Here is a 24,706-nt window from a genome sequence, read left to right as displayed (position 1 = left end):
AAACAGCAAAATATAAAGCTACAAAACAGTAGACAGCAAAATCTTAAAGCAATAAAGGATTAAAAATGAAAGTTTTAGTAGTTGGTTCTGGCGCTCGCGAACACGCTATTGCACACGCGCTACTTAAAGGAGAAAGCGTTGAAGAAGTAACTGTTGCTCCTGGAAATCCTGGTATTGCAGCAGATGGCATTCAAACTGTAAACATAAGTCAATCAGATCATGACGCTCTTATTAAGTTCGTTAAAGACAATAACTACGATTTTGCGTTCATTGGTCCTGAAGTTCCGCTTATGAATGGCATTGTTGACGATTTTGAAGCGCATGGAATTGCCGCTTTTGGTCCAAACAAAGCCGCAGCTCAAATTGAAGGCTCTAAAGATTTCGCAAAAAAGCTTATGGCTCGTCACAGTGTTCCAACTGCCTCCTACAAAACATTTGACGCTTTGGAGACAGCACGCGCATACGTTCTTGAGCATGGTACTCCAATTGTTATTAAAGCGGATGGTTTAGCTGCTGGAAAAGGCGTTACTGTTGCTATGGATGAGCAAACAGCAGTTGATGCTTTGGAGGATATTTTCGTCGATCATCGTTTTGGTCAAGCCGGAGCAAAAGTTGTTATTGAAGAATTTTTGCAAGGCCAAGAGTTTTCGCTTATGAGTTTTGTAAGCGGAACTGATTTTTGGGTTATGCCTATTTCTCAAGATCATAAGCGTGCTTACGACGGCGACAAAGGACCAAATACTGGCGGCATGGGAGCTTATAGCCCTGTGCCACAAATTAGCGACGAAACAGTTCAGCGTGCTATCGACGAAATTGTGCGCCCAACTGTCGAAGGACTAGCTAAAGAGGGTACGCCTTTTACTGGTGTGCTTTATGCTGGCTTAATTGATACAGCAACAGGTCCTAAAGTTATTGAGTTTAATGCTCGTTTTGGAGACCCAGAAACAGAAGTTGTACTTCCTCGCCTTACTTCAGATTTTGGTGCAGCTATATGGAATATTTTGCAGCATAAAAATCCGACTTTTACTTGGAAAAATAGCGGTGTTACGCTCGGCGTGATCATTGCTAGCGAAGGCTACCCTGGCACTTTAGTTACTGAAACTCCTCTTCCTCAAATTCCTGTTGACGAAAATCAAGGTCAGCACGTGTATTATGCAGGAGTAAAAAGCGATGAAGAAAGCGGCAAACTTCTTACTTCTTCAGGCAGAGTAGCTCTTGTACAAGTGCATGGAGACGACGTAAAAGACGCTCAAAACAACGTCTACAGCATATTAGATAAGCTTAATCTTCCGCACATGTTCTTTAGGCATGATATCGCAGAAAAAGCTTTAAAATAGTTTGTTAATTAAATATAGTTTTCATTAACAAACTGCAAATCAATAAGCCCCTCGCTATTTGAAAAATAATATTTATCAAATACAAACGAGGGGCATTTTAATTATCAAACTAACTTTTAGCGCGGTAATTTCATAAAATCAGTATTACGCAAATAATGCTTTCCAGCAGTAATATCGTATTGTATTAAGCGATAGTCGTGAAGAAGTTGACGTGACTTCTTATCCATCTTAGACAAAATCATCGGATTACCATCGTTATCCAAATAAATTGATTGTCCTTCAGGAATTCTATCCCAGCCTTGAATAGTATTTACAACAGGAGGCTCCATAGCACTCACATGCTCATGTAAACGAGTTAAGAAAGCAAGATACGGAGAAACTTTAGCGTTCATATGTAAAGCAGCCTGAGAAATAAAGAAGTTAGGTGAAGAATACTTATTAGTACGCTCTACATCTTTATTTGTATTAGAATGCTCTACATTTTTGTTTGAAGATTTTTTCTCACTACGCTCTTTACGCTCCAAAGCAACTTTATTTGACCAAATAAAATAATCAGTCAAATGCAAAGACAATGAATTCTTTTCATCCGAACTTGCAGTGCCGTAAATTCCTGGCAAATGGTCACCATAAAACATAACAGTAATAGGCTTATTCAGTTTATCTAAACTCTTCAAAAACGCTTGCGTTGCTTCATCAGTGTGCTGCACACCCTTAGCATACGTTTCAATAGAAGTTTTTTCATCATCACCAAGATCAGCGGCACCATCTTTAGAAGACGCTTCGAATTCATTATTCGCATACCAATCCCTATAAGGCATGTGGTTTTGCATAGTAACAATTTGTACGAACCTAGGTTGCTTATGTTCTTTAATCTTTTCTAACGCACTCTTATATGCTGATGCGTCAGAAACATACGGCGATTTATCTAGCACATCACGGTGAGCAATAACATCAGGTCCTTGCAATGCATAGAACTTACTAAATCCAAACTTTTTGTAATTAGTAGCGCGCAAATACATGCTCGGCTCATACGGGTGGAAAGCTATAGATTTAATAGAATTACGAGAATCATCCCAATATTGATTAATAGTTGGAGACCATTGAGCATTAGGAACCAACTGCTGATACGGACTCGTCATTGAAGGATCAAAATTAGCCATGCTCAAACCAGTTAAAGACATGTACTCTAGGTTTGCAGTACCGCCACCGTAACCAGAAGAAAGCATCAAACCACTATCCGTATGCTTCTTCAAATTGCTAATAAATGGTATTGGATTCTTGTTCAACCTCAAACCAGGAACACGAGTAGGATCAGAGAACGATTCAGACAAAATAAGAATAAAAGTATTATCGTTCATATTTGTTGTACGAGAACGATTTATACGTTTAGCTTCATCGTTATAACGCTTGTATACAGCCTTCATAGTTTCTTCACTGTAATCAGCCGGCCTATCCATAATTTTAGGATTTACATTACGCAAAAATGCCACAATAGCACCATTGCGTTGAGCGTCATAAACAGAATCCCACATAGCAGGACTGTCACCAAGCATTTTAGAAAAAACGTTAGCCGAAGAGTCAACTGTGCCAACGCCGCCAATATACCAGCTTAAATTCCCTATTAAAATCAACGCAATTGCAACACGAATACCAGCAGAATAACGCCAATCTTTAAATCGCACAATCTTTCCATGATTTGTATCAAATATGTGTAAGCAAACAGTTGTAACTAAAAGCAAAATAAAAACGCCTAAAGCAACACCAATGACCATAGGGGCATTATCTGGCAAAAATGAAGCGACATTACCAGTGTTACTTTTTAAAAAGTTTAAGTCCGCAGGAAGAATAGTTTCATAACGAACATTTACTTTCATATATTCAATAACAGCAATAAGCAATGAAACACTTAGAATTATTGCACTTGATATCCAAAATCGGTTACTAATCAAAAGGATTAAACCGTATATCATCGCAACGACGAGCGCACTAAGAACAATAACAAAATTAAGTTCTCTCCAAGTTTTAGTTATTAATCCCCAACGTCCACCAGACATTGCAGAAGTCATCTCAACTCTTCCAGCGCGCTGCACACCCATTTGCACAATAATTACCGACATGCCGTCAATAACAAAGAAAAGAAATGCATACAGCCAATACGGAACTTTCAAGCGCAAAAATGACTTCATATTATCCTCAATAAATCACACACATACTGATTATTACTAATAATGTGCAAGTTTACTTATTGCTATCGTCATAACTTTTTAACAATGCATTGAAACAAGAAAAATAGCGATTTTAATACTTAGGACTGATTACAATATATGTTTCGATATTTATTATTTAAATAGAATAAATAATAAAAATAAAACAAATATTGAGGAAAATTTCAGATACTAGCATTACATTACTAGGTTGGGCAATTACTGTGCGTATATGTCACTTAGATTGGTAACTGGTACGCAAATTAGACTAGAAAGTATAGGAGTCAAACATGCTGCAATTGGCAAAAGTGAGTCTTTTGCAAGGATGGCTACCAATAAGCCTTTTTAGCGTAAATGGTATTTCTTTAGTCTTGTTGCTTTTTATGAAAACAAAACGCGGCAAGAAAATGTTCCACTTACTAATACAGCTTGCAATAGGTGTCATAACATTTTTTGTCGGTGGAATAATTGCTTGGCTTATTTCTGACGTGTTTCTTGTATTCGGAGTAAGTCTTGGATGGCTCGTTATTTTTTCTATTGCATGCGGCTTCGGGCTTATAGGTTTTGCAGCAACAGCACTTGTTTTCTTACACAAATGGAGGAAACTAGTTGCAGTAATAGCTATTATCTTGACGTTAGCAAGCACAGCTCTTCATGTAGACATGATTTATGGGGAATATACGACAATAGGTTCAATATTTGGAATGGGCGGTTTTCCAAAACTAGAAGTTAATAAGCAAAAATCCGCATCCTCTAGTATTAAGCAGTGGAGAGAGTTAGCAGCCCAACAAAAACTGCCAAAACTTCCTAAAAAAGGTATTGTTCGTTCAGTTTATATCCCTAACACTGCTTCACATTTCAATGCTAGAATAGCGAACGTATACTTGCCACCTGCTGCACTTGTTAAAAAACCACCAAAACTGCCAGTTATGGTCATGTTCGCAGGACAACCTGGTAGCCCTAATCACTTTTTTGCAGCAAGCGATATTGCAAATACTTTAGACAATTACGCGAAAGATCACTACGGTCTTGCACCTATTGTTGTAGCTCCTGACCAAAATGGTGAATCTTCGCATAATTCTCTTTGTGCGGATACACATGTGTTCGGCAAAGCAGAAACATATTTAATTAATGATGTTCCTAAATGGATACGCAAACATTTGCCAGTAAGCAAAGATCCTAAAATGTGGCTTATGGGCGGCTTCTCACAAGGAGGCACTTGCTCAACGCAACTAGTTCCATCTCACCCTGATATATTCGGAAACATTTTTTCTGCCGGAGGGGAACTAGAACCAACGTATAAGAATCGCCAAGAAACAATTAATCATTATTTCAATGGAAACACATCAGAATATGAGCGACACGTACCTAGTGTGATAATGCGTAAAAATGCTCCTTTGAAACAAAATTATTACGCTATTGCAGGCTCATGGGATACTAAATCTCAAGCGAATCAGGCAACCATTGCATTAAGCGCACATCGCGCTGGAATGAATGTTATAACCATGCTTTCTCAAGGCAATGGTCATGATTGGCACACAGTAAAAGCTGGATTAAAAATAGCAATTGATCAATTCTGCAAAAAAACAGGTATTTCAAGCACTGCACCAAAACTTAATACCTACCAAAATGTACAAATTCTTATCAACCAGCAGGTGAATCGAGACTAATATGATGCTGTCTTTCTTTCATAAACGTTGTAAGAAAAATGATTCTGATTCTAAACATTCAGCAATTCGGCATACAAAAATATTGATGCACGATTTCATAGCTTGGATGCAACATAAAGTTTTTGCATTAACACTTACGTGCATTTTTATTGTTATAAATTGCATACATTGGGTTGTATTAACGCTTATGCATTTTTATACTTATGGCACAAGCGCTACTCTTGCACAATTGTTTATGCGGCATCATCGCTCAAAAGGTCCAAGCCTATTCTTCGGGCACGGAAACGTCACAGAGCTGCTGATAAAAGTATGTCATTCGCTTATTTTCGTAAATAATATGCCATCTCTTATGGTTAATTGTTTACTTGTTGCCGTACTTATTGGCGTTGCAGAAACTCGTATAAGTAGACTCAATATTATTTATATTGCAATATTTAGCACACTTATTGGCATAATTGTAGGATTAACAATCATAGGTAATCTTTCAATCATTATTCGAAACATGCATTGGATTACCAAGATTCCTATTCGACTATCTCCATTCACACTGTTTATTGGCGCTTTTATGGCTTCTGCATCTTACGAATCTATTTTGTGGCGCAGAAGAACTTTAGTAATTGGATACGCTACTACTTCAGCAATGCTTCTTTATAGTGGAAATCCTGGCGATTATTGCACTATTATTGCAGCTCTTACAGGGCACATCATCGGCAATATTATGAGCAAAACAAAAGGCGTTAAACGAAGTGTAAACTGGTGGGAAGGTACAGATTACGAAATTCGCAGGCTTTTTGCAGTAGCTCAGAGCATTATTGCATTAGGTCCAGTGTTGGCATTATCTTCGCGCTCTCACGCAGGAATTCTTACTACTCTTGGTTTGTTTATGTCACCGCAACTAGGCTCTAAAACATGGCTTACGCGATGCATGACAAATTACAGCACAAATAATTGTTTTCTTCATTCAGGTCTACATCACGCTGCAATTGGCGGATTATGGATTCGCATTCTATTACCAAGCATCACACTGATGATTATTGCGTGGGGAATGTTACGAGGGCGTAGACTAGCTGCATTAACTTCTATATTTATAAACGCACTAACTGTGCTATATGCAGGAATGTATTTCACTGTTTTGCCTTTAATTGCCACAAAACAAAATATTTTGGAACATCAACATAATGCTGTTGCTGTTGCTTTTATGCTTACAGCTCTCCCACCATTATTGCTTACTATTTTGTTGATAATTAATTTAAAGCATTTTTCTGTTCATACGAGCAAACTACAGGCACGTTTGGGACTAATAGCGATTTTTATAGCATTGTACATAACTGGCGCTGGATATGTTGCTTTTGGTCTTATGATACCTGAAGAATTTACTCCATCTGCTGATGTTTACCACTTATTGCGAGATTTACCAGGGCGCTGGATGCCTATGGGATTTGGAAACAGATCTAACGCAATGCTTCGCACTGAAACACCTCTATCTTCTTTACTAGCACAAAGCGTGGGCGTGATATTCTGGGCAATATTGTTTATTGTCTGCTTTACGTGGTTCCGCAGCAGCATCTCTACAAGCGAAAACGATAGAAAAAAAGCAAGCTCATTAGTAGAACTTGGCGGAAACACAATGAGCTTTATGACGACTTGGGCAAATAACCATTATTGGTTCTCTCAAAGCGGGCAATCTGCAATCGCCTATAGACTAAATTACGGTATTGCACTCACTCTTACAGAGCCTTTTGGAGATGAAAAAGAATATTCGCAAGATATTCGAGGATTTATTAAATTATGCGAACAAAATTCGTGGTCTCCAGCATTCTATGCTGTGCACGATAAAACGCGTCAAGAACTAGAAAAACTTGGATTTACTTCTATTAAAGTCGGAACAGACATGCTAGTAGACCCTAATGCTTGGCAGACGCGAGGGAAAAAATGGCAAGATATTCGTACAGCTATAAACAAAGCAAAACGAGATGGAATTGCCGACGTACTTACAACATATAACGAAGCCTCTTGGGACATACAGCAACAAATTGTAGAAATTTCAGAAGAATGGGCAGAGTTAAAAGCTCTTCCAGAAATGAAATTTACTCTCGGCGGACTTGACGAACTTCAGGATAGCCGCGTCAAAATTTTATACGCTATTAATGAAGACGGCAGGGTACTTGGAGTAACTAGCTGGATGCCAACATATAGAAATAATCGAATTATTGGTTGGACGCTTGATTTTATGCGTCACCGCACAGATAGTCCTAATGGGATTATGGAATTATTAATTGCTAGAATGGCAGAACGTTTAAGAGATGAAGGATTAGAAAACCCAGATTGCGCTGTAGAATTTATGAGCCTTTCTGCAGCACCTCTAGCTGGCATAAACGAAGACACATTGAACGAAAATGGTCAAAAATCTTCTAACGTTATTAATCATGCGCTAGAAATGATGTCTGACATTTTGGAACCAGCTTATGGATTCAAATCACTATATTTCTTCAAGAAAAAATTCCAACCATCTGCAAGTTCCGTATATGTTTGCTATATGGATTCTGCAAAATTAGCTCAGATTTCACTAGCTGTAACTCACGCCTATTTACCGGAAGCTAATCCTAAACAAATACTAGAAATGGTAAAATCATTGCGACCAAAAAGCAATGAAGCGAACAAATAATTTGTTAAGTTTTAGATAAACTTCGGCGAGTTCTCCCTAGTGTTGCGTAAAGTAACAAGTGCACGTCAGGGAGGTTCATCGTGTCAGAAGTAAAGCCAACCGTCGCTGTCGTAATGGGATCCTCAAGTGATTGGGAAACCATGCGTCATGCTTGTGAAATTCTAGATAAATTCCAAGTTCCGTATATGAAACGAGTTATTTCCGCACATCGTACACCAGAATTAATGGCAGATTTTGCGCATAATGCTCGCTCAAACGGTTTCAAAATTATTATTGCTGGAGCCGGCGGAGCTGCCCACTTGCCTGGCATGATTGCGGCACAAACCACGCTTCCTGTTATTGGAGTGCCAGTACGCTCGCATGCGCTATCAGGCTGGGATTCATTGCTTTCAATAGTACAAATGCCAGGAGGTATTCCTGTTGCAACTACTGCAGTTGGAAACTCTGGAGCAACAAATGCTGGATTGCTTGCTGTAAGCATTCTAAGCACAACTGATAATCGTCTTGCTAAAGAACTAGCAGAATATCGCAATGAACTAAAAGAAAAAGTCGAGGAATCAAATGCCAACCTTATCTGAAGTAACTAATGGCGCTGTTGAACGTTTAATGCCAGGATCCACTATTGGAATTATTGGTGGCGGCCAGTTAGGGCGCATGATGGCTATTGCAGCTCGCCATATGGGTTTTCGTATTGGTGTTCTTGATCCTACGCTTGACTGCCCTGTGTTCCAAGTAGCAGATTTGCAGGTTGAAGCCAATTACGACGATCCTGAAGGCTTGCGTGAGCTTGCTGAACGTTGCGATGTATTAACTTACGAATTTGAAAATGTTAACGCAGACGCACTTGATAAAGTTCGTCATTTAACCGCAATCCCACAAGGAACTGACCTGTTACGCGTAACTCAAGATCGCGTCAGTGAAAAAACGTTCATTAATAGTCATAAAATCGAAACAGCTCCGTGGCGTGAAGTAAATAATTTAGACGACTTAGATACTGCTATTGACGAAATAGGCTTGCCAGCAATTCTTAAAACTCGTCGCGGCGGCTACGACGGTCATGGCCAAGATGTTTTGCGTACAGAAGAAGACGTTGCTAACATTCACCATCGCTCGGATCGCGGAGGAAAATTCCCTCCTTCAATTCTCGAGGGTTTCGTTGATTTTGCTTTTGAAGCATCGATCCTGGTTTCTGGAAATGGTAAGGATTTCGTAACTTATCCTCTAGTAAAAAACGTGCATCACAATAGTATTTTGCACATGACTTTAGCTCCTGCAGTAGTTGATCCTGAAGTTGAAAAAACAGCTCACGAATTAGCTTTGCGCTTAGCTAAAGGATTCGAACTAGCAGGAACATTAGGAATTGAGCTTTTCATCACTAAAGATAATCGCGTAGTAGTAAACGAACTCGCTCCTCGCCCTCACAATTCCGGGCATTATACGATTGAAGCTTGCGATATGGATCAATTTGAAGCACATATTCGCGGTATTGTTGGTTGGCCTTTAAAGAAGCCTAAGCTACTTTCCCCTGCTGTTATGGTAAATGTTCTTGGACAACATGTGGCTCCTACGCGTTCGCTGATTTTGGAACATCCAGAATGGCATATACACGATTATGGAAAAGCTGAAGTTCGTAAGAATCGCAAAATGGGTCATATTACTGTGCTATGCGATAATCCTGTTGATGCCGCTGCCGCATTAGATGCAACAGGCTGCTGGGACGACGAACTAGACTAAAAACGACGAAAGGATGCGAAATGTCTAGTGAGCCTATGCGTAGACATACAAAACAAAAAGAAATAGTACTCTCCTACTTACGCGAGTCTCGTAATTTTGTTTCTGCACAAGATTTGCACAGAATACTCGCCAAAGACGGGGAGATTATTGGCTTAGCAACAGTGTATCGTCAACTTAATTCGCTTACTCAAAGCGGCGAAGTAGACACAGTGCGTTTTAACGGTCAGCAATTATTCCGCATTTGCGACGAGAATACGCACCACCATCATTTAGTTTGCGAACGTTGCGGAAAAACTGTTGATATTGAGCCGCCTGACGACGAAGGCTGGATTCATAAAGTAGCTGAATCTCACGGGTATACTGTGGTGGATCATACGCTAGAAGTATTCGGCTTATGCGAAAGCTGCCGCGAAGAAGATAAGTAACCTGCGCGCGTCTTATTGACGCGTGCAGACCTCGCTTGCGTTGAAAGCACACCGTGCTTTCAACCTTGAGCAAGCTCGGCACCATGAAAAATCTTGAAATGCGCTATGCTATTTCAAGATTTCATAGTGCCCCCGACGCGACTCGAACGCGCAACCAACGGATTAGAAGGCCGTTGCTCTATCCTTTGAGCTACAGAGGCAAACAAATGGTTATTATACCAAAAAACTACTATCAACGCGCCATAAAATTATAAATATCAAACGTTTATATAAAAATTGTTATTCAATAATCCACGCAAGTGACATCAACACTGCAAGGAAGAACACATTGACAATAGTATACGTGAGCAAATAACGCCCACGGTAATGCGAATACTGGTGTGTAATTCCCTTATAAGAAATAAGCGAAGCCATAGAAGCAATCAAAGTACCCATTCCACCAAGATTCGTGCCAATAATAAGAAGCTTCCACTGATCACAGAATCCAGAAAGCAGAATCGTCGTCGGCACGTTGCTAATAAATTGGCTTGAAGCAATAGAAACTTCCATCGGATGCGTACCAACCCACATTTGCGCAAGATCGCTAAATCCAGCAACTCGACGCATATTGCCAATAAAAACAAAGAACATAATAAACGTGAGCGGCAAAGCCCAATCTAAAACACGGAATACGTGGCGGTCGCAAACAAGGAAAGCTGCAACCATAATGAGCACCATAATCCAGTCAGGAATCCATCCACTAACACCACACAAACAAACAACAAACAGCAAACTATAAACAGTAACACGCCAGCGAGTAAAACTCATGCCGTAACCCATAACACGAATTTCATCAGGCTGCGGATGACCATGTGAAGGGGCCAACACGCTTTGCTCAATATCGTCACCATGCAAACCTGCAAACTGGTCAACTGTGCGCGACTTAAAGAATACGAATGCAAATACGATCATCAACAGTGCTGCTGTAATCGTATAAGGCGCCATAATCTTCAAAAAATCTTGCGTAGACATATGAGTCAACGCCTTTAAATACAGATTGTGAGCATTGCCAATAGGAGTGAGCATACTTCCAACATTGGCACCAATAGTCATAAGCGTAATTACAAGAATTGACTGCTTTTCAGCATTCGCCATTACGAGCACAGATAGTGCAAAAGGCACAAAAGTTACGAGAGCAACGTCGTTCGTAATCCACATCGCCGAAAAGAATGTTAACGACATAAGCACGAGCACCAAGCCGCGCTCAGTGCGCACATGCCTTAGCAAACGCGCACCAATAGATCGAAACACACCAATGCGCTGGAATCCGCACACAACCATCATAAGGCACACTAATTGCGAAATAGTGTTGAGATGAATATAACTCAAATATTGCGGATCTGGAGGTACCAAAAAACAGGAAATAACTGCCAAAATTGCAGCAACAATAAGAATGGTTTCACACTTGACCACATTCAACAGCCAGCGCTTCATCATTCCTCCGTAACGCAATAGACATAATGACTCTATTATACTAGAAACCCAGTCCCACAATCGGGTTAAATTCCCGACAAAATCGTTGCAATAACAATAAATTAGCAACTATTAATAGCGTGATTTAGCCTAAAGTAGCTAACATAAAATTCCGCCCTTTTTTATGACACGCGCATTGAAAAAATTGCATTTAAAGACAAGATTGCGTATATCATAATAAAACAAAGAATTTGTTGTCTACACAAGAAGCGAATTATGGCAGAAATAAACAAAACAGAAGATCAAAAGCTTGAACAAAAACTTGCTCGTCAAATGCATCTTCGTGAAAACCACAAGCGCAATACTGCAGATTTAGTTGTTGAATGCTTGGTAAACGAAGGAGTTGAAGTAGTATTCGGTATTCCAGGTGAGGAAAATATTCCGCTTCTTGAAGCAATTGAGCGCGATGGACGAATTCGTTTTGTGCTTACTCGCCACGAGCAGGGCGCTGGTTTTATGGCAGCGACATACGCTCATATTACTGGAAAACCAGGCGTATGCTTGGCAACTCTAGGTCCTGGCGCATTGAATTTAACACTTCCTGTAGCTCAAGCAAACGCAAGCACCACACCGCTTGTAGCAATTTGCGCACAAGGTAACGTTTCTAGGCTTTATAAGGAATCTCACCAAATTATTGATTTGGTTGCACTCTTCCAGCCAATTACGCAATGGTCTTCTATGATGCTTGCTCCAGAATCTGCGCCAGAAATGGTTCGAAAAGCTTTCTCAATTGCCGGTCGCAACCGTCCGGGAGCCACATGCCTTGTTATTCCGGAAGATATCAGCGAAATGCCAGCACCTGACAACGCAAAGCCTCTTCCACTTCCACATCCGCTGCATATTATGCCAGCGCCAGACACTATTGAAGAAGCTGCGAAAATTATTAGTCAAGCAAAGCAACCTATTATTTTGGCTGGAAACGGCGTTGCGCGCTCTCACGCTGAGGATCAGCTTCTTGCGTTTGCTGAGCAGCTTAATGTGCCAGTTGCAACTACTTTCGAAGGTAAGGGCGTTTTCCCAGATAATCATCCGAATGCACTTGGCGTAGTCGGCTTCATGCATCGCGATTACGAGAACTTCGCGTTTGACACTGCTGATTTGATTATTGCTGTCGGCTTCTCAATTCAGCAGTTCGACCCGAAGAAAATCAACCCAAATATTGATAAAACTATTATTCACATCAATACTTTTGTGGAAGATACCGACGCACACTACCCTACTGCGCTGAATATTATGGCGAATATTGGCCAAACGCTTAAAACTCTTACAGAAGTATTAAAGACACGAAACATTACTTTTGACGTAAGTCACCCACGTATTCGACAACTACTTACGGAAGAATTACATTCTTGCGAAAACGACGAAAGCATGCCAATGAAACCACAGCGCGTAGTTTACGATATTCGCCGCGCTGTTCCTGAAGGCACGAAGGTTCTTGTAGATACAGGCGCTCTTAAAATGTGGATGGCACGATTGTACCCAACTATGCACCCGAATACTTGCATAATCGACAACAGTCTTTCAACTATGGCTTGGACGCTTCCAGGTGCTGTTGGAGCTTCGTTTATTCGCGATAATTCCGGCAAAATTAACACGAAACCGGTTTTGGCTGTGATGGGTGACGGAAGCTTTATGATGAACGTGCAGGAAATTGAAACTGCAGTGCGCGTTGGCAGCCGAATGGTAGTTCTTGTTTGGGAAGATAACGCGTACGGCTTAATCAAGTGGAAGATGGAGCTTCATGCAGGCGAGCACGAGTACGTTGATTTCCATAATCCGGACGTGCCAAAACTAGCTGAAAGCTTTGGCGCGCGCGGTCATGCTGTTAAAAAACCGGAGGATTTGTACAACATGCTTCGTGAAGCGCTGGATCAGGAAAGCGGCGTCGACGTGATTTCTTGCCCAGTTGACTACAGTGAGAATATGAAGCTTATTGAAAAGCTCGGCGATATTGACTTTAGTAACTGAGTTTCAATAAATTTTTGCAAACAAAAGGCTACGTAATCACGCTAGATTACGTAGCCTTTTGTTTGTTAGTACAGTTTTGTACAAAAGATTGCATGAAAGGCTACATGATTTGCGATTGTAAGTTTTTGCGAGCCGCTTCCATTGAAGTAATTTTTCCTAGAAGCTCAAGCTTTTCCTGACCATCCTTGAGTTTCGCCATACGCACTCTAGCAGCACCGATTCTACGCATATAGCCGATATCAAGAAGGCGAATAAGCAGCTCGTTTGCATACTTACTTTCTGCACTCGTAGCTTTCCGCAAAAGATCTGAAGGAGATCCGTTTGAAACTTGCTGATTCTGTCGATTGCCGGTATCTTCCAATGTATCTGCAGGAGAAGGAAGCGGCAACGGCATTACAGAAAGTTCTGTAATAACGGATTCAAGCAAAGGACCTGCAGCTTTTGTCATCATATGCAGCCACAATCCTTGCGAAACATTGCCAACCGGCAATCCACCTGCAGCTACAAATGCTTGAAACAGCGTACGAAATACTGGTGTAATAAAATTATTCAAAGTCAATTGCGCAAACAATTTCTCATCAAAAGCAAGCGGAACTTGCAAAAGTAACGCCATAAATTGTTGTTCGCACATAAATACAGCATCATCCACACGATAATAATGCTGATTTTTAGCAGAACTTTTAATAATTTCCATACGCGAAGCTTTAAAACCTGCATTACGATCGTCATTAATTTGCTGACCAAAAGTTGGAATAACGTTATGCTTTTGCGCATAAGCATCGTCGTCACGCACTTTCAAACGTCTACGTGCAGACTCAACTTCATTGCGCATAACAGCTAAATCAACGCCAATTGAACGCACGGCTTTGCGCATATACAAGTCAAGCAGCGAACGGTCTCGAATTTGCGCAATAAGAGGAGCGACAGCCTTTATAGCGCCCATTTGACCAGTAGTGTACGAAGTCTCAAAACGATTAATTACTGTGTCAATAACGAAATCGTATAGCGGACTTGCATGTGCAACAAGCGAACGCACAGCCTCATCACCGCGCTGAATACGCAAATCGCAAGGATCGAGATTATTGTCTGCTACAGCAACAAAAGTTTGCGTCAAAAACGCAGAATCCAAACCAAAAGCGTGTAGCGCAGCCTTTTGACCTGCAGCATCACCGTCGAAAGTAAAAACGATGCGCGAACTTACAGACTGTCCATCCACCTTCAGTGGGCCAACAAGCTGAATTGCCCCCAAAGAATCGTCTGCAATAAGGCGGCGCACAATTTTTGCATGCTCAACGCCAAACGCAGTTCCGCAAGTTGCAACAGCAGTATCAATACCAGCCAAATGACATGCCATTACATCTGTGTAGCCCTCTACAATTACAACTTGACGCTTTTTTACAATATTTGCCTTAGCTAAGTCAATTCCGTACAGAACTTGCGTTTTTCGATACAGTGCAGTATCGGGAGTGTTAATATATTTCGCGCTAATAGAATCGTCATCATAAAGCTTTCTTGCACCAAAGCCAAGAGTTCGACCAGTCGAGTCGCGAATAGGCCAAGTTAAGCGGCCACGGAAATAATCATATATTCCGCGCTGACCGAGTCTAGCGAGACCAGCGTCGAGAAGCTCTTGACGCGTAAAACCTTTATTCGCTAAGTATCTAACTAAATTATCCCAGCCTTTAGGCGCGTAACCGCAAGAAAAACGCGCACTTTGTTGCGGAGTAAAGTTTCGCCCTGCAAGTAATTCGCGCGCAGGAGCTGCCTCTTGAGTGCCGAGATTTGAAACGAAAAACTTTTGCGCTTCTTCATTTGCTTCTAAAAGCCTGGCTCGCTTAGAACCGCGCGATTGAGAATCACTATTTTGCTCCTGCTTATAATGCATCTCAATGTGGTAACGATCTGCTAAAAACTCGACCGCTTCACGAAAATCAATATTCTCTTTTTGCTCAACGTACTTAAATACGTCGCCGCCAGCGCCGCAACCAAAACAATGCCACACTCCCAAGCTTGGTCGCACACTAAAACTTGGCGTTTTTTCATCGTGGAATGGGCAAAGACCTACAAAAGTGCCAGTTCCGGAAGGCTTAAGCGTCACTGTTGCAGACACAATGTCATACAAATCTGCCGCAGCGCGCACGCGCTCAATGTCTTCTTTCACAATCATTCCAACCATGCTATCTAGCTTATCGCAAATCTGCGGCGAGTGGTATTGCGCACATAACTTTAGTGTTTCAGCCACTTTTCACCGCTTTTCCAAAGCATAATACAAAAATAGGCGATGCGAACACAGAATATACTGCGTTAAGCACCGCCTTAAAATCAATTACTCGATTACAACAGATACAAATGCAATTTATAAACGCAATTTATAAGCATTAATACCTAGAAATAACTAGAGAAAAGATTAGCGAATAAACTATTTAGTGACGACTCTTGCAAAGAACAGCACCAATACCGGCAAGCATGGAAGCAGTGACAGCAGCCAAAACTACAGAAGAACCAGTATTAGGAAGTTTAGCAGTCTTATTGCTATCAATCTTATCGCTATCAATCTTATCGCTATCAGTCTTATTGTTATCAGCTTTACTATTATCGACACGATGCGGAATAGAAGTATCTACAGATTGAGTGTCAGCCGATTCAGAATTTTTTTGAGAATGTCCGAAGTAATCAATAGCAGCTACAAACCTATTGAGCGCGCCATCAAACTTTGGATGGTGCAAACTAAGATAATAAGATTCAGCTTCATCTGCCTTATTCTGAGCTGCGGCTTTTTCTTCTTCTGTAGAAGCGTTATCAACTTCATCTAAAGCTGCAACCCACTTAGCCTTAGCTTCGCAAATCTCATGATTTACTTCCAACAATGCTTTAGCTTCGGCGTACCCCTTAGCATTCGTATCGCCTGCGGAAACGATTTCATTTGCGCGAGACAATACTTCCAAAATCAAATTATCAACATCTTCTTCTTGACTATCATTGGAATAATCATCAGCCATCGCTGGAGTAGAAAAAGCTAATCCGGATAGCAAAGTTGCAGCAGCAGCGAATACTGCGATAGCTTTCTTGTTTAACATAATTTTCCTTTCTTCTTCCTTCTCACGTACAGCGTGCGAAGAATTTTGCACTAAAATATGTTAGTGTAACTTTGGGTCAAACATGTGACCTATATCACAAAATACCCCCCCCCTAGAAAATGAATGAAGTAGAAGGAAAAATAGAACAAAGCTATATAATTTTCAGGCTAAATTAATGACAGCAAATTTGCGAGAATTCACCATATAACTGATGCAAAACCGTCGAAAACACATAATCACTTGGTGAAATAAACAAAACGAGACGAAACTGTCGAAAACACCAAATCAACGATAATATCGACAAAATACGCTACGAAATCAGCGGAAGACGCACAAATCGCAAATAGTTGCGCAAGCCGCATCTTCCGCAATCTTTCGTAATCTTTTGCTACTTTACAATTCCCGATCTTTAATGAAACCAGTAAAATCAAACGGCTTCTCAACTAGGTAGTAAACGTTTGAATCATCCGGAGCTGGAGCAAAAGGTATTGCTTTATGTTTAGAAGTTGGAACAAAAGGATTGTCTCTCATATCACCATCTTTTGAAGCAACTGTTATCTCTGATTTACTGTAATATTTAGGATCTCTGCGCAAAATAAACGGACGATCCATATCCGGTTTAGTCTTGCCTTTGCCTTTAAAGAATCCGCTTGCTTCTAGTTCGTCGAGCTTTGCACTAACCGGAACAAGCACAAAATACGCGCGCATCTTATACGTTATACCCTTATTTACTCCCGGCACATCAATAAAGTTATTGCTAGAATAATCTGGATAATTGCTATCTAAATCTTGGTAATCTTGGAATTGTCCGTTAACACACAACCCCGAATGCACATTGTATACCTTATTGCCACAATAAGGATCTCCACCATCGCGAAATATTTCAGTCATGCCAGAATCACCAAAAATCAATGTATTGTGCAAAGGAAGAGAATTCTTATCTTCATCACTATCATCAGTATCAATTGCATCACCCAATAATTGCTGTGTATACTGCCACATTCCGAAACTGTGTGCATAATCTTTATTATTTTCATCATCTACTAAATCATCCATAGCATGAGTGCCACGAAGAAGCACTCTAGTATTCTCGCCTATTTCTGTATCATAATTTGTAGGTTCAAACTCTAAGCAATCTCCAGATTTAGTGCACCATTTTCCAACAAATGGAACTAATGTAGAAACTACAGTTGCTTGATTACTTTCACCATATCCACGCTTGCTAGTAAACATTTTCTTAGTTTCAGAAGCATCAGCGCCATAGTAAAGCGTTATGTCGGTATCTCCCCTATGTGATTGCCCTAATCCAAGATTAGACCCAACAATTTTGCCTAAGTGTTTTCGGGATGAATATTTTGGTACAAGTCTAACTTTGAATCCTTCATCAGACATCATTTTGTACGCTTCGTCTTTATCTTTATCGAATAATTCAACAGGAACAGACCTGCCGCTATCAGGATATTTATCTTCTTCTCCAACGCCTATGAAGATTTCTTTATTTTCATCTAAAGGCTCGCCTGGCATTGGGTTAGTTGCAGCAATTTTTCCAGGATGAAGTGAGGCTACTTTGTAAACTTTTACTGGAACTCCCATTGATTTTAATAGAGGCGCTGCTTCTTCAACAGTTTTTCCAATCACTCCCTTTTCCGGCATTCCAGGACCTTTGGATTCAACGACCGTTACAACGTGATTCCCGCGAATAACTTGCCCAGGTTTTACGTTTTGATATCGCGCAAAATTACCTGGTTTACTTCCTCCGAAATCTTTTATTACGTGAGTTTCAATACCTTTTTCTTGCAGTTCGCGTACAACATCTTGTGCAGATTGTGAGGCTTTTGCTTTAGGTACGACTATGCGATCACTTGGCGATGCTTTATGAAAATACGAAGAAGTAAAGAAGAAGATTGCTGCAGCAATAATTGCAACCGCTGCTATAACACATGCGCTTATAATAATTAGTTTGCGATTTTTTATAAGCGGAGTTGCATATTCAGGCTGAGCTATCTGAATTCCGGGCTGCATCACTTCCGTAGGCTGAGATTGTTCAACGTTATTCCCGTATGAAACAGAAGCACCACAGTTACCACAGAATTTTTCTCCAGGAATAATATTATTCCCGCAATTTGCACAAAACATCGTAGCCTTCTCTCGTGCGCGCAACAATCTCATCTACAGAAAAATCTAATTTCTATACTACAGCTACTTGCGCAATTTTTTAATGCGACAACAAACGCCGTGAATATTCACAGCAAATGTTTCCACATAACGCCGAAACGGCAACAAACGCCGGGAAAATAACACGGCAAATGTGGTTAGACGCGGCCAAATCACAGTGATTCGCCAGGAATTGCACTCCAGTCGAAAGGTTCTTCCACAAGATAGTACGCGTTTGAATCGTCCGGAGCTGGAGCGAACGGAACCGCGCGACTACGCTCCGTAGGTACAAAAGGATTAACCCAATCGCTTCCTGCGTTCTGGTCCATGCGCGTTTCTTTGTATAGCTTAGGATTTCTGCGCAAAATAAACGGTCGTGTCAAATCAGGCTTATTCTCAACTTTTCCAACGAAATATCCGCTATTTACAAGCTTATCGAATTTCGCACCAACAGGCACAACTACCATAAAATCTCGCATTGTATAGTAGAAACCAACACCATTGCCTGGATCATCTTGAATACGGTGATATTCGTCTGGATCGTTATCTGGATACTGAACGTATTTTCCATTCAGGCATGCGAATCCAGCACCCATAATAAAAGTATCCTCACCGCCGCATTCTATAACTCCTCCACCAGAATACAGTTCAACAGCACCAGTATCACCAGAAATAAGGTGATTTCTCATCATTGAACTATTTGGAAGATTCTTATCAAATACAGCGTAATCCGTAGGATCTTGGCCCGTTGAATTTAGTGTAAGAACACCTTTCATATTTATATAATCTTTGTGGTCTTTATCAGGTATTCTACCGTTTTTATCAGCAATATCTGCCGGTATAAGTTCCGTAATGTCCTTCTCTTCCGTGTCTAATTCGGAAACTCCACTCATAAAACGCGGAATAAGATTTATGCAATCGCCACTCTTCGTGCACCACTTGCCAACAAAAGAGCCTGCTCGAGTTACAAGATAAGCCGTTTCGTCTCCGAAAGTCATCGGCTCAGTCACCACATCCTTAGCTTTGGACGCGTCAACACCATAGTAAAGCGTTACGGCTTTAGGATTGCCTTTAGTGCCCAAAGCTGGGTAGGCGCCAACGATTTTGCCAAAATACTTTGCAGACGAGAACTTCGGGCGAAGATCCACGCTGAAAGGCTTAGAAGATAGCATGTCCTTGGCTTTGTCTTTATCTAATCCAAACACGTCAACTGGCACGCCATCGCACTTTTCGCCAACCGCAATATTTATTACGCCGTCTTTGCCAACAGCATTTCCAGGCATAGGGCTAGACGCAACAATCTTACCGTCTGCAGTATCGGTGGAAGGAACGTGATGCAGTTTTACTGGAACGCCCATTGACTTCACAATTTTCTTAGCATTGTCCAGACTTGCGCCAACAACGCCTTTTGCAGGAACACCCGGGCCTTTAGATCTTAGAATTTTTACAACTGTTTTAGTTGACACTTTAGAACCCGGCTTAACGTTTGCGTATCGAAGGAAGTTGCCCTTCTTTTCGGCGCCAAACTCGTCTATAACTTTCGCACGGAAACCCTTATTTTCCAAGGATTTTACAACTCCATCCGTATCGTCTCCAGCTTTTGCTTTAGGAATTTTAGCGTAGGCTTTTGCACTGGTTAAGTTTGCGATTGAATTAGGATTTTTTACGCAATATAAAACAGTGCCTGTAATTACAAGCGCGATTGCAAGAATAATGCTCGTAATCATAATTATGAGTTGCTTGCGATTATGAAGAGGGTCGAATTTGAAGGAATTATGAGATTGCGACGAGCTTGATAAGTTGGACGAGTTTAATGAGCTGTATGAATCGGCTACATCGCTTTCAACAACAGCTCCACAAAAACTGCAGAACTTGTTACCTTCATCAATCTTATTCCCGCAATTTGCACAAAACATTCTCAACCTTCTTCGCACACTTTAGTCTTTACAACAAATCTACACTCACAGCTCACCCAGAACAAAGCACTTAGCAAAAGCACCTAGCACAAAGCCGCGTGAAGAGTTGTAGCAGAACCGTCTGTAAGACTTGCCACCTGGTCGATTGCAACACGAAGACGCTCATCATCGTTAGTGCACTCGTTCCAATCTCCCACGAATACTTCCTCCATTGCATCGTGCGAGCGCGGCGACTTGCTCATAAATACTTCTACTAAATCTGTCAAAATTTTCTGTTCGCGCTTATAAACTTCACGCTCGCGAGGAGCGATTATAAAGTGCACAGCTAAGCTTTTCAGCATCACAATTTCGTAGGAAGTATTTTCCGGAATCACAAGGTTTGCGCGGTAGCGAACAAGCGGACCGTTGCCATAACGCTCACGCGTAGCGTGCTCAACAGAGCTTGCAAAACGACCAATAAGAGCACTAGTAATATTTTTCAACTGCGCTAGCGCTCGACGAGAACCGTCGAAAGAATTAGGAAACATGTGAAGCGAGCGCAAACGTTTCAAAGCATCCAAAAGTTTATCTACATCCCAACGTTCACCATACCATGCATGGGTTTCTTCAATAACTTCATCTACAACTTTTGAATCCGCAACTAAAGCAGGGTTAAAAGCGCCAGTTACAATCGCATCCTCAATATCGTGCACACTGTAAGCAATGTCGTCTGAAAGATCCATTATTTGACATTCCATTGGTTTTGCTTCGCGTGGAGCACCAATTTTCAGCCATTCAAACACATCTCGATCATCCGGATACACACAGAATTTCAAATCACGCTCGCCTTTATCGTGCGCTTTTGCTTCTTCTAATCCCCACGGATACTTCACTGCAGCATCTAATGCTGCGCGCGTAAGATTTACTCCTGCACTTCTACCGTTTTCGCGAAAAACTTTCGGTTCTAAGCGCGTAAGTAAGCGAAGAGTTTGTGCGTTTCCTTCAAATCCACCAATATTTTTCGCTAATTCTGCGAGCGCGCGTTCTCCGTTATGGCCAAATGGTGGGTGCCCTAAGTCGTGCGATAAGCAAGCGCAATCAACAACATCCGGATCGCATCCAAGCATTGCTGCAATTTGCCTACCAATTTGCGCAACTTCCAAAGTATGTGTCAAGCGAGTTCGAGCAAAATCATCCGAACCCGCAACTAAAACCTGGCTTTTTGCACCCAATCGACGTAGCGCAGATGAGTGTATGATTCGCGCACGATCTCGTTCAAAAGGCGTTCTCACACGAGTGTGATGAGGCTCACTCGCCCAGCGCTCAGTATCATGCAAATCGTATTCGCCAACGATCTCATTATCCGATGCAATTACTTCGTTGCACATACAGCACCTCTTTTATTTGCAATTAAGGCTAATTTAACCTTCTAAAAAACCAAGCAGCAACAAGCTATATAAGACTTTTTGCGTCCAATTTTGCAATATCGCTAGAAGATAGCACTTCGTAAGCATTGCGGTAAAGCCGCGGCACGCGAGGTCCGATTCCAGTCATGATTTCGTAGCTGATTGTTCCTGCAGCTTCTGCCCAATCGTCGGCAGTAGGCTCAGCAAATTCCACACCTCTTCCAGGACCAAAAAGCGTTACAGTATCGCCTTCTCGGACGCCTAACTCTGCAGCATCGCCTTTTAAATCAACTATGAACTGATCCATGCAAACTCGCCCTGAAACATTCAAAATTCGCGCACCTTTATTGGTTTCTACTCTAACCGGTCCGCCCTGCTTATCAACATGACGCGCACCTTGCATATCAAATCCGGAAGCAGATCGCAAAATTCCGTCAGCGTAACCAAGCGGCACAATAGCAGTACTCGTATTATTTGGAGTTAAATACGTGCGCCCGTAGGAAATTCCATGCCCTTCTTCTACAGCTTTTACAGTGCCAAGTTGCGCTTGAAGCGTCATAGCTGGTTGCAATCCATAAGTTTGAGAATCCCCCATTGCAGGATCCGGCTCGTATCCATACAAACCAATTCCTGGTCTAACAAGCTCAAAACGAATTTCTGGACGATTAAGCGTTGCAGCAGTATTCGCTAAATGGCGGATTTTAGGTGCCACAGATGCTTCTTTCATGCGATTTGTAAACTCGTGGAATTGTTGGATTTGCCGGTCGGTTGCATCTACAAATTCTGGAACATCAGGAGAATCTGCCACAGCTAAGTGACTCCATTGGCCAATAACCTCAATTACGCCTTCACTAGAGTATTGTTGCAATTTTTCTAGAGCGGCACTAAAACCTTCTGGCGTAAAACCGTTTCGTCCAAAACCAGTATCGACTTTTACGTGCACGCGAGCAGGTTTACCTAACTTTCGTGCAGCAAAAGCTACAGCATCAAGAGAGTCAACAGAGCCTACTGAAATATCGATATCTGCTGTAATCAGATCTGCAAATCTCGTAGTTGGAGCGCTAGTAAGCCAAGTGAGAATATGGCAACGGCTAGAATCAATACCAGCTGCACGCAAACGCAACGCTTCGTACGGTTGAGCTGTGCCAAGCCAAGTAGCACCTCCAGCCAAAGCCGCGAGCGCACTAGGAACAAGCCCGTGACCGTATCCGTCTGCTTTTACGACTCCCATAACTTCCGGCGCATTCTGACTAGGCTGCAAATCTTGCGAAACGCGCTCAACCAAAGTACGCATATTGTCTCGAAGCGCCTTCAAATCGACAATTACTTGCCCAGGGTATACGCTTAACGTGCGAGCATAGTTTGCTTCTAACATTGCCGCATTACGTGCACTATTACTTGCCGCATTACTTAAATCTGTACTCATAACTCACCTAACTGATTTAGTATGCTTTAATGCTACATGCTCTTTTGCATACTCTCCATAAGCTTTTTAAGAACACATGCGCATTTCATATGACATGATTAAGTGTTTGCACCCATTGGTATGCAATACGTACTGCACTGTGCGCACGATCTGGAATAACGACCAATCCACAACGACTAAACCCTGCACGCGTAATTACTTTTTGCATAATCACGTTATCTGGATGCGTATCAATGCGTACATTATTATAGTTTTGCTGCACCCAATGCAAGCACGCTGTTGCCATTTTTGGTTTTATTCCCGAAGATGCTAAGCGGTGAATTGTTACATAAGGGGAAATATCATCAAGCCATGCACCGTCAATACTGGCATACACTTCATCAACACCTTCGCATAATGCGAATTGCGCTAAAATACGCTCGTTATGCGATTCTGGATCCTCGTCAACAATCAAATAGAAACGTTTTAAACGAATATCCTCAATAACACTTGAAACAAGTGGAAAACTATTCCCCCACTGATGAGGATTGCCTGTAACACGCATAAATTTGCGAGCATTTTCATAAATATGCTCAATATTTCGCAAGTCACCAAGAGTTGCTTTTCTCAATGTTATATCTTCCATGCCAACCTCTAAAAGAAACCAAATAAAATCACGCAAAATTAGCTAATTATTACTTACACAAGTTTGCGCTCAAAAGGATCCGAACTAATTCCCTTCGCTAGAATATCTTTACACCATTGACTAGCACCAAATAAACTGTGGTCTCTATAGTTGCCGCAAGATTCAATAGTTGTTGCAGGAACATCATCCCAGGTGGCATTAAACGCAATAAACTCAAGAGATTCCTTTAAAGCGCGCGCCACATCTTCTGTGCTGTGTTCGCCCCAAGTTAGCAGATGAAAACCAGTTCTGCAGCCAAAAGGCGAGCAATCAATATAGCCATCAATACGCTCACGAAGTAACACTGCAATCATATGCTCAATTGTGTGCAAAGCTGCAGTAGGAATCGCTTCCTCATTAGGCTGCGTTAAACGAATATCATAGTTGGAAATAACATCCCCATTAGGACCTTTTTGCGTATTGATATAGCGCACATAAGGTGCTTTTACTTTAGTATGATCTAGTTCAAAACTTTCTGGTCTAGGTCTAGACGCATCCTGCTTATTCATAAGTATTCCCTTCACTTAACTACACAATAAACAACGTACTCTTTAACGTAGTGAGTACTT

General features: G+C 41.4%; 17 protein-coding genes and 1 tRNA gene. 7 read left to right on the top strand and 11 right to left on the bottom strand.

Annotated elements, in window-relative coordinates; genetic code table 11:
- The first annotated feature begins 65 nt into the window (after window positions 1-65).
- Complete coding sequence (gene purD, locus HXT58_RS01655; protein WP_415706025.1) at window positions 66-1,337, top strand: phosphoribosylamine--glycine ligase; 1,272 nt, start codon at window positions 66-68, stop codon at window positions 1,335-1,337.
- A gap of 116 nt (window positions 1,338-1,453) precedes the next feature.
- Here purD and HXT58_RS01650 read toward each other — a convergent pair whose 3' ends face one another.
- Window positions 1,454-3,523, bottom strand: a complete 2,070-nt coding sequence (locus HXT58_RS01650; protein ID WP_415706023.1) for an LTA synthase family protein — start codon at window positions 3,521-3,523, stop codon at window positions 1,454-1,456.
- A 308-nt stretch (window positions 3,524-3,831) separates the two neighbouring features.
- Here HXT58_RS01650 and HXT58_RS01645 point away from each other — a divergent pair, with 308 nt between their 5' ends.
- From HXT58_RS01645 to HXT58_RS01625, 5 genes are all read left to right on the top strand, one after another.
- On the top strand, window positions 3,832-5,211 hold the full coding sequence (locus HXT58_RS01645; protein ID WP_064340224.1) for an alpha/beta hydrolase: 1,380 nt from the start codon (window positions 3,832-3,834) through the stop codon (window positions 5,209-5,211).
- Window position 5,212: 1 nt separating this feature from the next.
- Window positions 5,213-7,876, top strand: coding sequence for a bifunctional lysylphosphatidylglycerol flippase/synthetase MprF (locus HXT58_RS01640; RefSeq protein WP_410295814.1), 2,664 nt, complete (start codon window positions 5,213-5,215; stop codon window positions 7,874-7,876).
- A 113-nt stretch (window positions 7,877-7,989) separates the two neighbouring features.
- The gene (gene purE / locus HXT58_RS01635) at window positions 7,990-8,454 is read left to right on the top strand and encodes a 5-(carboxyamino)imidazole ribonucleotide mutase (RefSeq protein ID WP_217430206.1); all 465 of its coding nucleotides are present in this window, start codon (window positions 7,990-7,992) and stop codon (window positions 8,452-8,454) included.
- Entirely contained in the window at window positions 8,438-9,610 is a 1,173-nt protein-coding gene (gene purK, locus HXT58_RS01630; protein WP_004106000.1) for a 5-(carboxyamino)imidazole ribonucleotide synthase, read from the top strand. The genes purE and purK overlap by 17 nt, the downstream gene beginning before the upstream one ends.
- 20 nt (window positions 9,611-9,630) lie before the next feature.
- On the top strand, window positions 9,631-10,035 hold the full coding sequence (locus tag HXT58_RS01625) for a Fur family transcriptional regulator (RefSeq protein WP_004106002.1): 405 nt from the start codon (window positions 9,631-9,633) through the stop codon (window positions 10,033-10,035).
- A 127-nt stretch (window positions 10,036-10,162) separates the two neighbouring features.
- On the opposite strand, the gene HXT58_RS01620 is transcribed toward HXT58_RS01625, so the two are convergent.
- Both HXT58_RS01620 and HXT58_RS01615 read right to left on the bottom strand, forming a co-directional pair.
- Window positions 10,163-10,235, bottom strand: a tRNA-Arg gene (locus tag HXT58_RS01620).
- Between the two features lie 79 nt (window positions 10,236-10,314).
- Window positions 10,315-11,508, bottom strand: coding sequence for an SLC13 family permease (locus HXT58_RS01615; RefSeq protein ID WP_064340223.1), 1,194 nt, complete (start codon window positions 11,506-11,508; stop codon window positions 10,315-10,317).
- A gap of 312 nt (window positions 11,509-11,820) precedes the next feature.
- Here HXT58_RS01615 and HXT58_RS01610 point away from each other — a divergent pair, with 312 nt between their 5' ends.
- Window positions 11,821-13,515: an acetolactate synthase large subunit gene (locus tag HXT58_RS01610; protein ID WP_032835521.1), complete on the top strand. Its 1,695-nt coding sequence runs from the start codon at window positions 11,821-11,823 to the stop codon at window positions 13,513-13,515.
- A 100-nt stretch (window positions 13,516-13,615) separates the two neighbouring features.
- Here the strand turns inward: HXT58_RS01610 and dnaG are convergent, their stop codons facing one another.
- From dnaG to HXT58_RS01570, 8 genes are all read right to left on the bottom strand, one after another.
- Complete coding sequence (gene dnaG, locus HXT58_RS01605) at window positions 13,616-15,757, bottom strand: DNA primase (protein ID WP_410295813.1); 2,142 nt, start codon at window positions 15,755-15,757, stop codon at window positions 13,616-13,618.
- 181 nt (window positions 15,758-15,938) lie between these two features.
- A complete protein-coding gene (locus HXT58_RS01600; RefSeq protein ID WP_116442783.1) occupies window positions 15,939-16,592 on the bottom strand; it encodes a hypothetical protein in 654 nt (217 codons plus the stop codon).
- A 393-nt stretch (window positions 16,593-16,985) separates the two neighbouring features.
- Window positions 16,986-18,728: a PASTA domain-containing protein gene (locus tag HXT58_RS01595; RefSeq protein WP_116442784.1), complete on the bottom strand. Its 1,743-nt coding sequence runs from the start codon at window positions 18,726-18,728 to the stop codon at window positions 16,986-16,988.
- A 191-nt stretch (window positions 18,729-18,919) separates the two neighbouring features.
- Window positions 18,920-20,662, bottom strand: coding sequence for a PASTA domain-containing protein (locus tag HXT58_RS01590; protein ID WP_116442785.1), 1,743 nt, complete (start codon window positions 20,660-20,662; stop codon window positions 18,920-18,922).
- An 83-nt stretch (window positions 20,663-20,745) separates the two neighbouring features.
- Window positions 20,746-22,029, bottom strand: a complete 1,284-nt coding sequence (locus tag HXT58_RS01585) for a deoxyguanosinetriphosphate triphosphohydrolase (RefSeq protein ID WP_004106024.1) — start codon at window positions 22,027-22,029, stop codon at window positions 20,746-20,748.
- A 64-nt stretch (window positions 22,030-22,093) separates the two neighbouring features.
- The gene (gene alr / locus HXT58_RS01580) at window positions 22,094-23,473 is read right to left on the bottom strand and encodes an alanine racemase (protein ID WP_064340221.1); all 1,380 of its coding nucleotides are present in this window, start codon (window positions 23,471-23,473) and stop codon (window positions 22,094-22,096) included.
- An 85-nt stretch (window positions 23,474-23,558) separates the two neighbouring features.
- On the bottom strand, window positions 23,559-24,098 hold the full coding sequence (locus HXT58_RS01575; RefSeq protein WP_032842431.1) for a histone acetyltransferase: 540 nt from the start codon (window positions 24,096-24,098) through the stop codon (window positions 23,559-23,561).
- Window positions 24,099-24,151: 53 nt separating this feature from the next.
- Window positions 24,152-24,646 carry an S-ribosylhomocysteine lyase gene (locus HXT58_RS01570; RefSeq protein WP_004118906.1) on the bottom strand — a complete coding sequence of 165 codons (495 nt, stop codon included), beginning with the start codon at window positions 24,644-24,646 and terminating at the stop codon, window positions 24,152-24,154.
- Window positions 24,647-24,706 lie beyond the last annotated feature (60 nt).

Origin of the sequence: Gardnerella sp. KA01000, from assembly GCF_049244035.1 — a bacterium.
Lineage (GTDB): Bacteria > Actinomycetota > Actinomycetes > Actinomycetales > Bifidobacteriaceae > Bifidobacterium > Bifidobacterium leopoldii.
This window is presented reverse-complemented; position numbering and strand designations above follow the sequence as displayed.

Excerpts from the sequence above, each read along its gene's own strand:
- alr (WP_064340221.1), bottom strand. The coding sequence starts at position 23,473 with ATGAGTACAGATTTAAGTAATGCGGCAAGTAATAGTGCACGTAATGCG.
- HXT58_RS01645 (WP_064340224.1), top strand. The coding sequence starts at position 3,832 with ATGCTGCAATTGGCAAAAGTGAGTCTTTTGCAAGGATGGCTACCAATA.
- HXT58_RS01650 (WP_415706023.1), bottom strand. The coding sequence starts at position 3,523 with ATGAAGTCATTTTTGCGCTTGAAAGTTCCGTATTGGCTGTATGCATTT.
- HXT58_RS01595 (WP_116442784.1), bottom strand. The coding sequence starts at position 18,728 with ATGTTTTGTGCAAATTGCGGGAATAATATTATTCCTGGAGAAAAATTC.
- HXT58_RS01600 (WP_116442783.1), bottom strand. The coding sequence starts at position 16,592 with ATGTTAAACAAGAAAGCTATCGCAGTATTCGCTGCTGCTGCAACTTTG.
- HXT58_RS01585 (WP_004106024.1), bottom strand. The coding sequence starts at position 22,029 with ATGTGCAACGAAGTAATTGCATCGGATAATGAGATCGTTGGCGAATAC.
- purK (WP_004106000.1), top strand. The coding sequence starts at position 8,438 with ATGCCAACCTTATCTGAAGTAACTAATGGCGCTGTTGAACGTTTAATG.
- HXT58_RS01590 (WP_116442785.1), bottom strand. The coding sequence starts at position 20,662 with ATGTTTTGTGCAAATTGCGGGAATAAGATTGATGAAGGTAACAAGTTC.
- HXT58_RS01575 (WP_032842431.1), bottom strand. The coding sequence starts at position 24,098 with ATGGAAGATATAACATTGAGAAAAGCAACTCTTGGTGACTTGCGAAAT.
- HXT58_RS01610 (WP_032835521.1), top strand. The coding sequence starts at position 11,821 with ATGCATCTTCGTGAAAACCACAAGCGCAATACTGCAGATTTAGTTGTT.
- purE (WP_217430206.1), top strand. The coding sequence starts at position 7,990 with ATGGGATCCTCAAGTGATTGGGAAACCATGCGTCATGCTTGTGAAATT.
- HXT58_RS01570 (WP_004118906.1), bottom strand. The coding sequence starts at position 24,646 with ATGAATAAGCAGGATGCGTCTAGACCTAGACCAGAAAGTTTTGAACTA.
- HXT58_RS01640 (WP_410295814.1), top strand. The coding sequence starts at position 5,213 with ATGATGCTGTCTTTCTTTCATAAACGTTGTAAGAAAAATGATTCTGAT.
- purD (WP_415706025.1), top strand. The coding sequence starts at position 66 with ATGAAAGTTTTAGTAGTTGGTTCTGGCGCTCGCGAACACGCTATTGCA.
- HXT58_RS01625 (WP_004106002.1), top strand. The coding sequence starts at position 9,631 with ATGTCTAGTGAGCCTATGCGTAGACATACAAAACAAAAAGAAATAGTA.
- HXT58_RS01615 (WP_064340223.1), bottom strand. The coding sequence starts at position 11,508 with ATGAAGCGCTGGCTGTTGAATGTGGTCAAGTGTGAAACCATTCTTATT.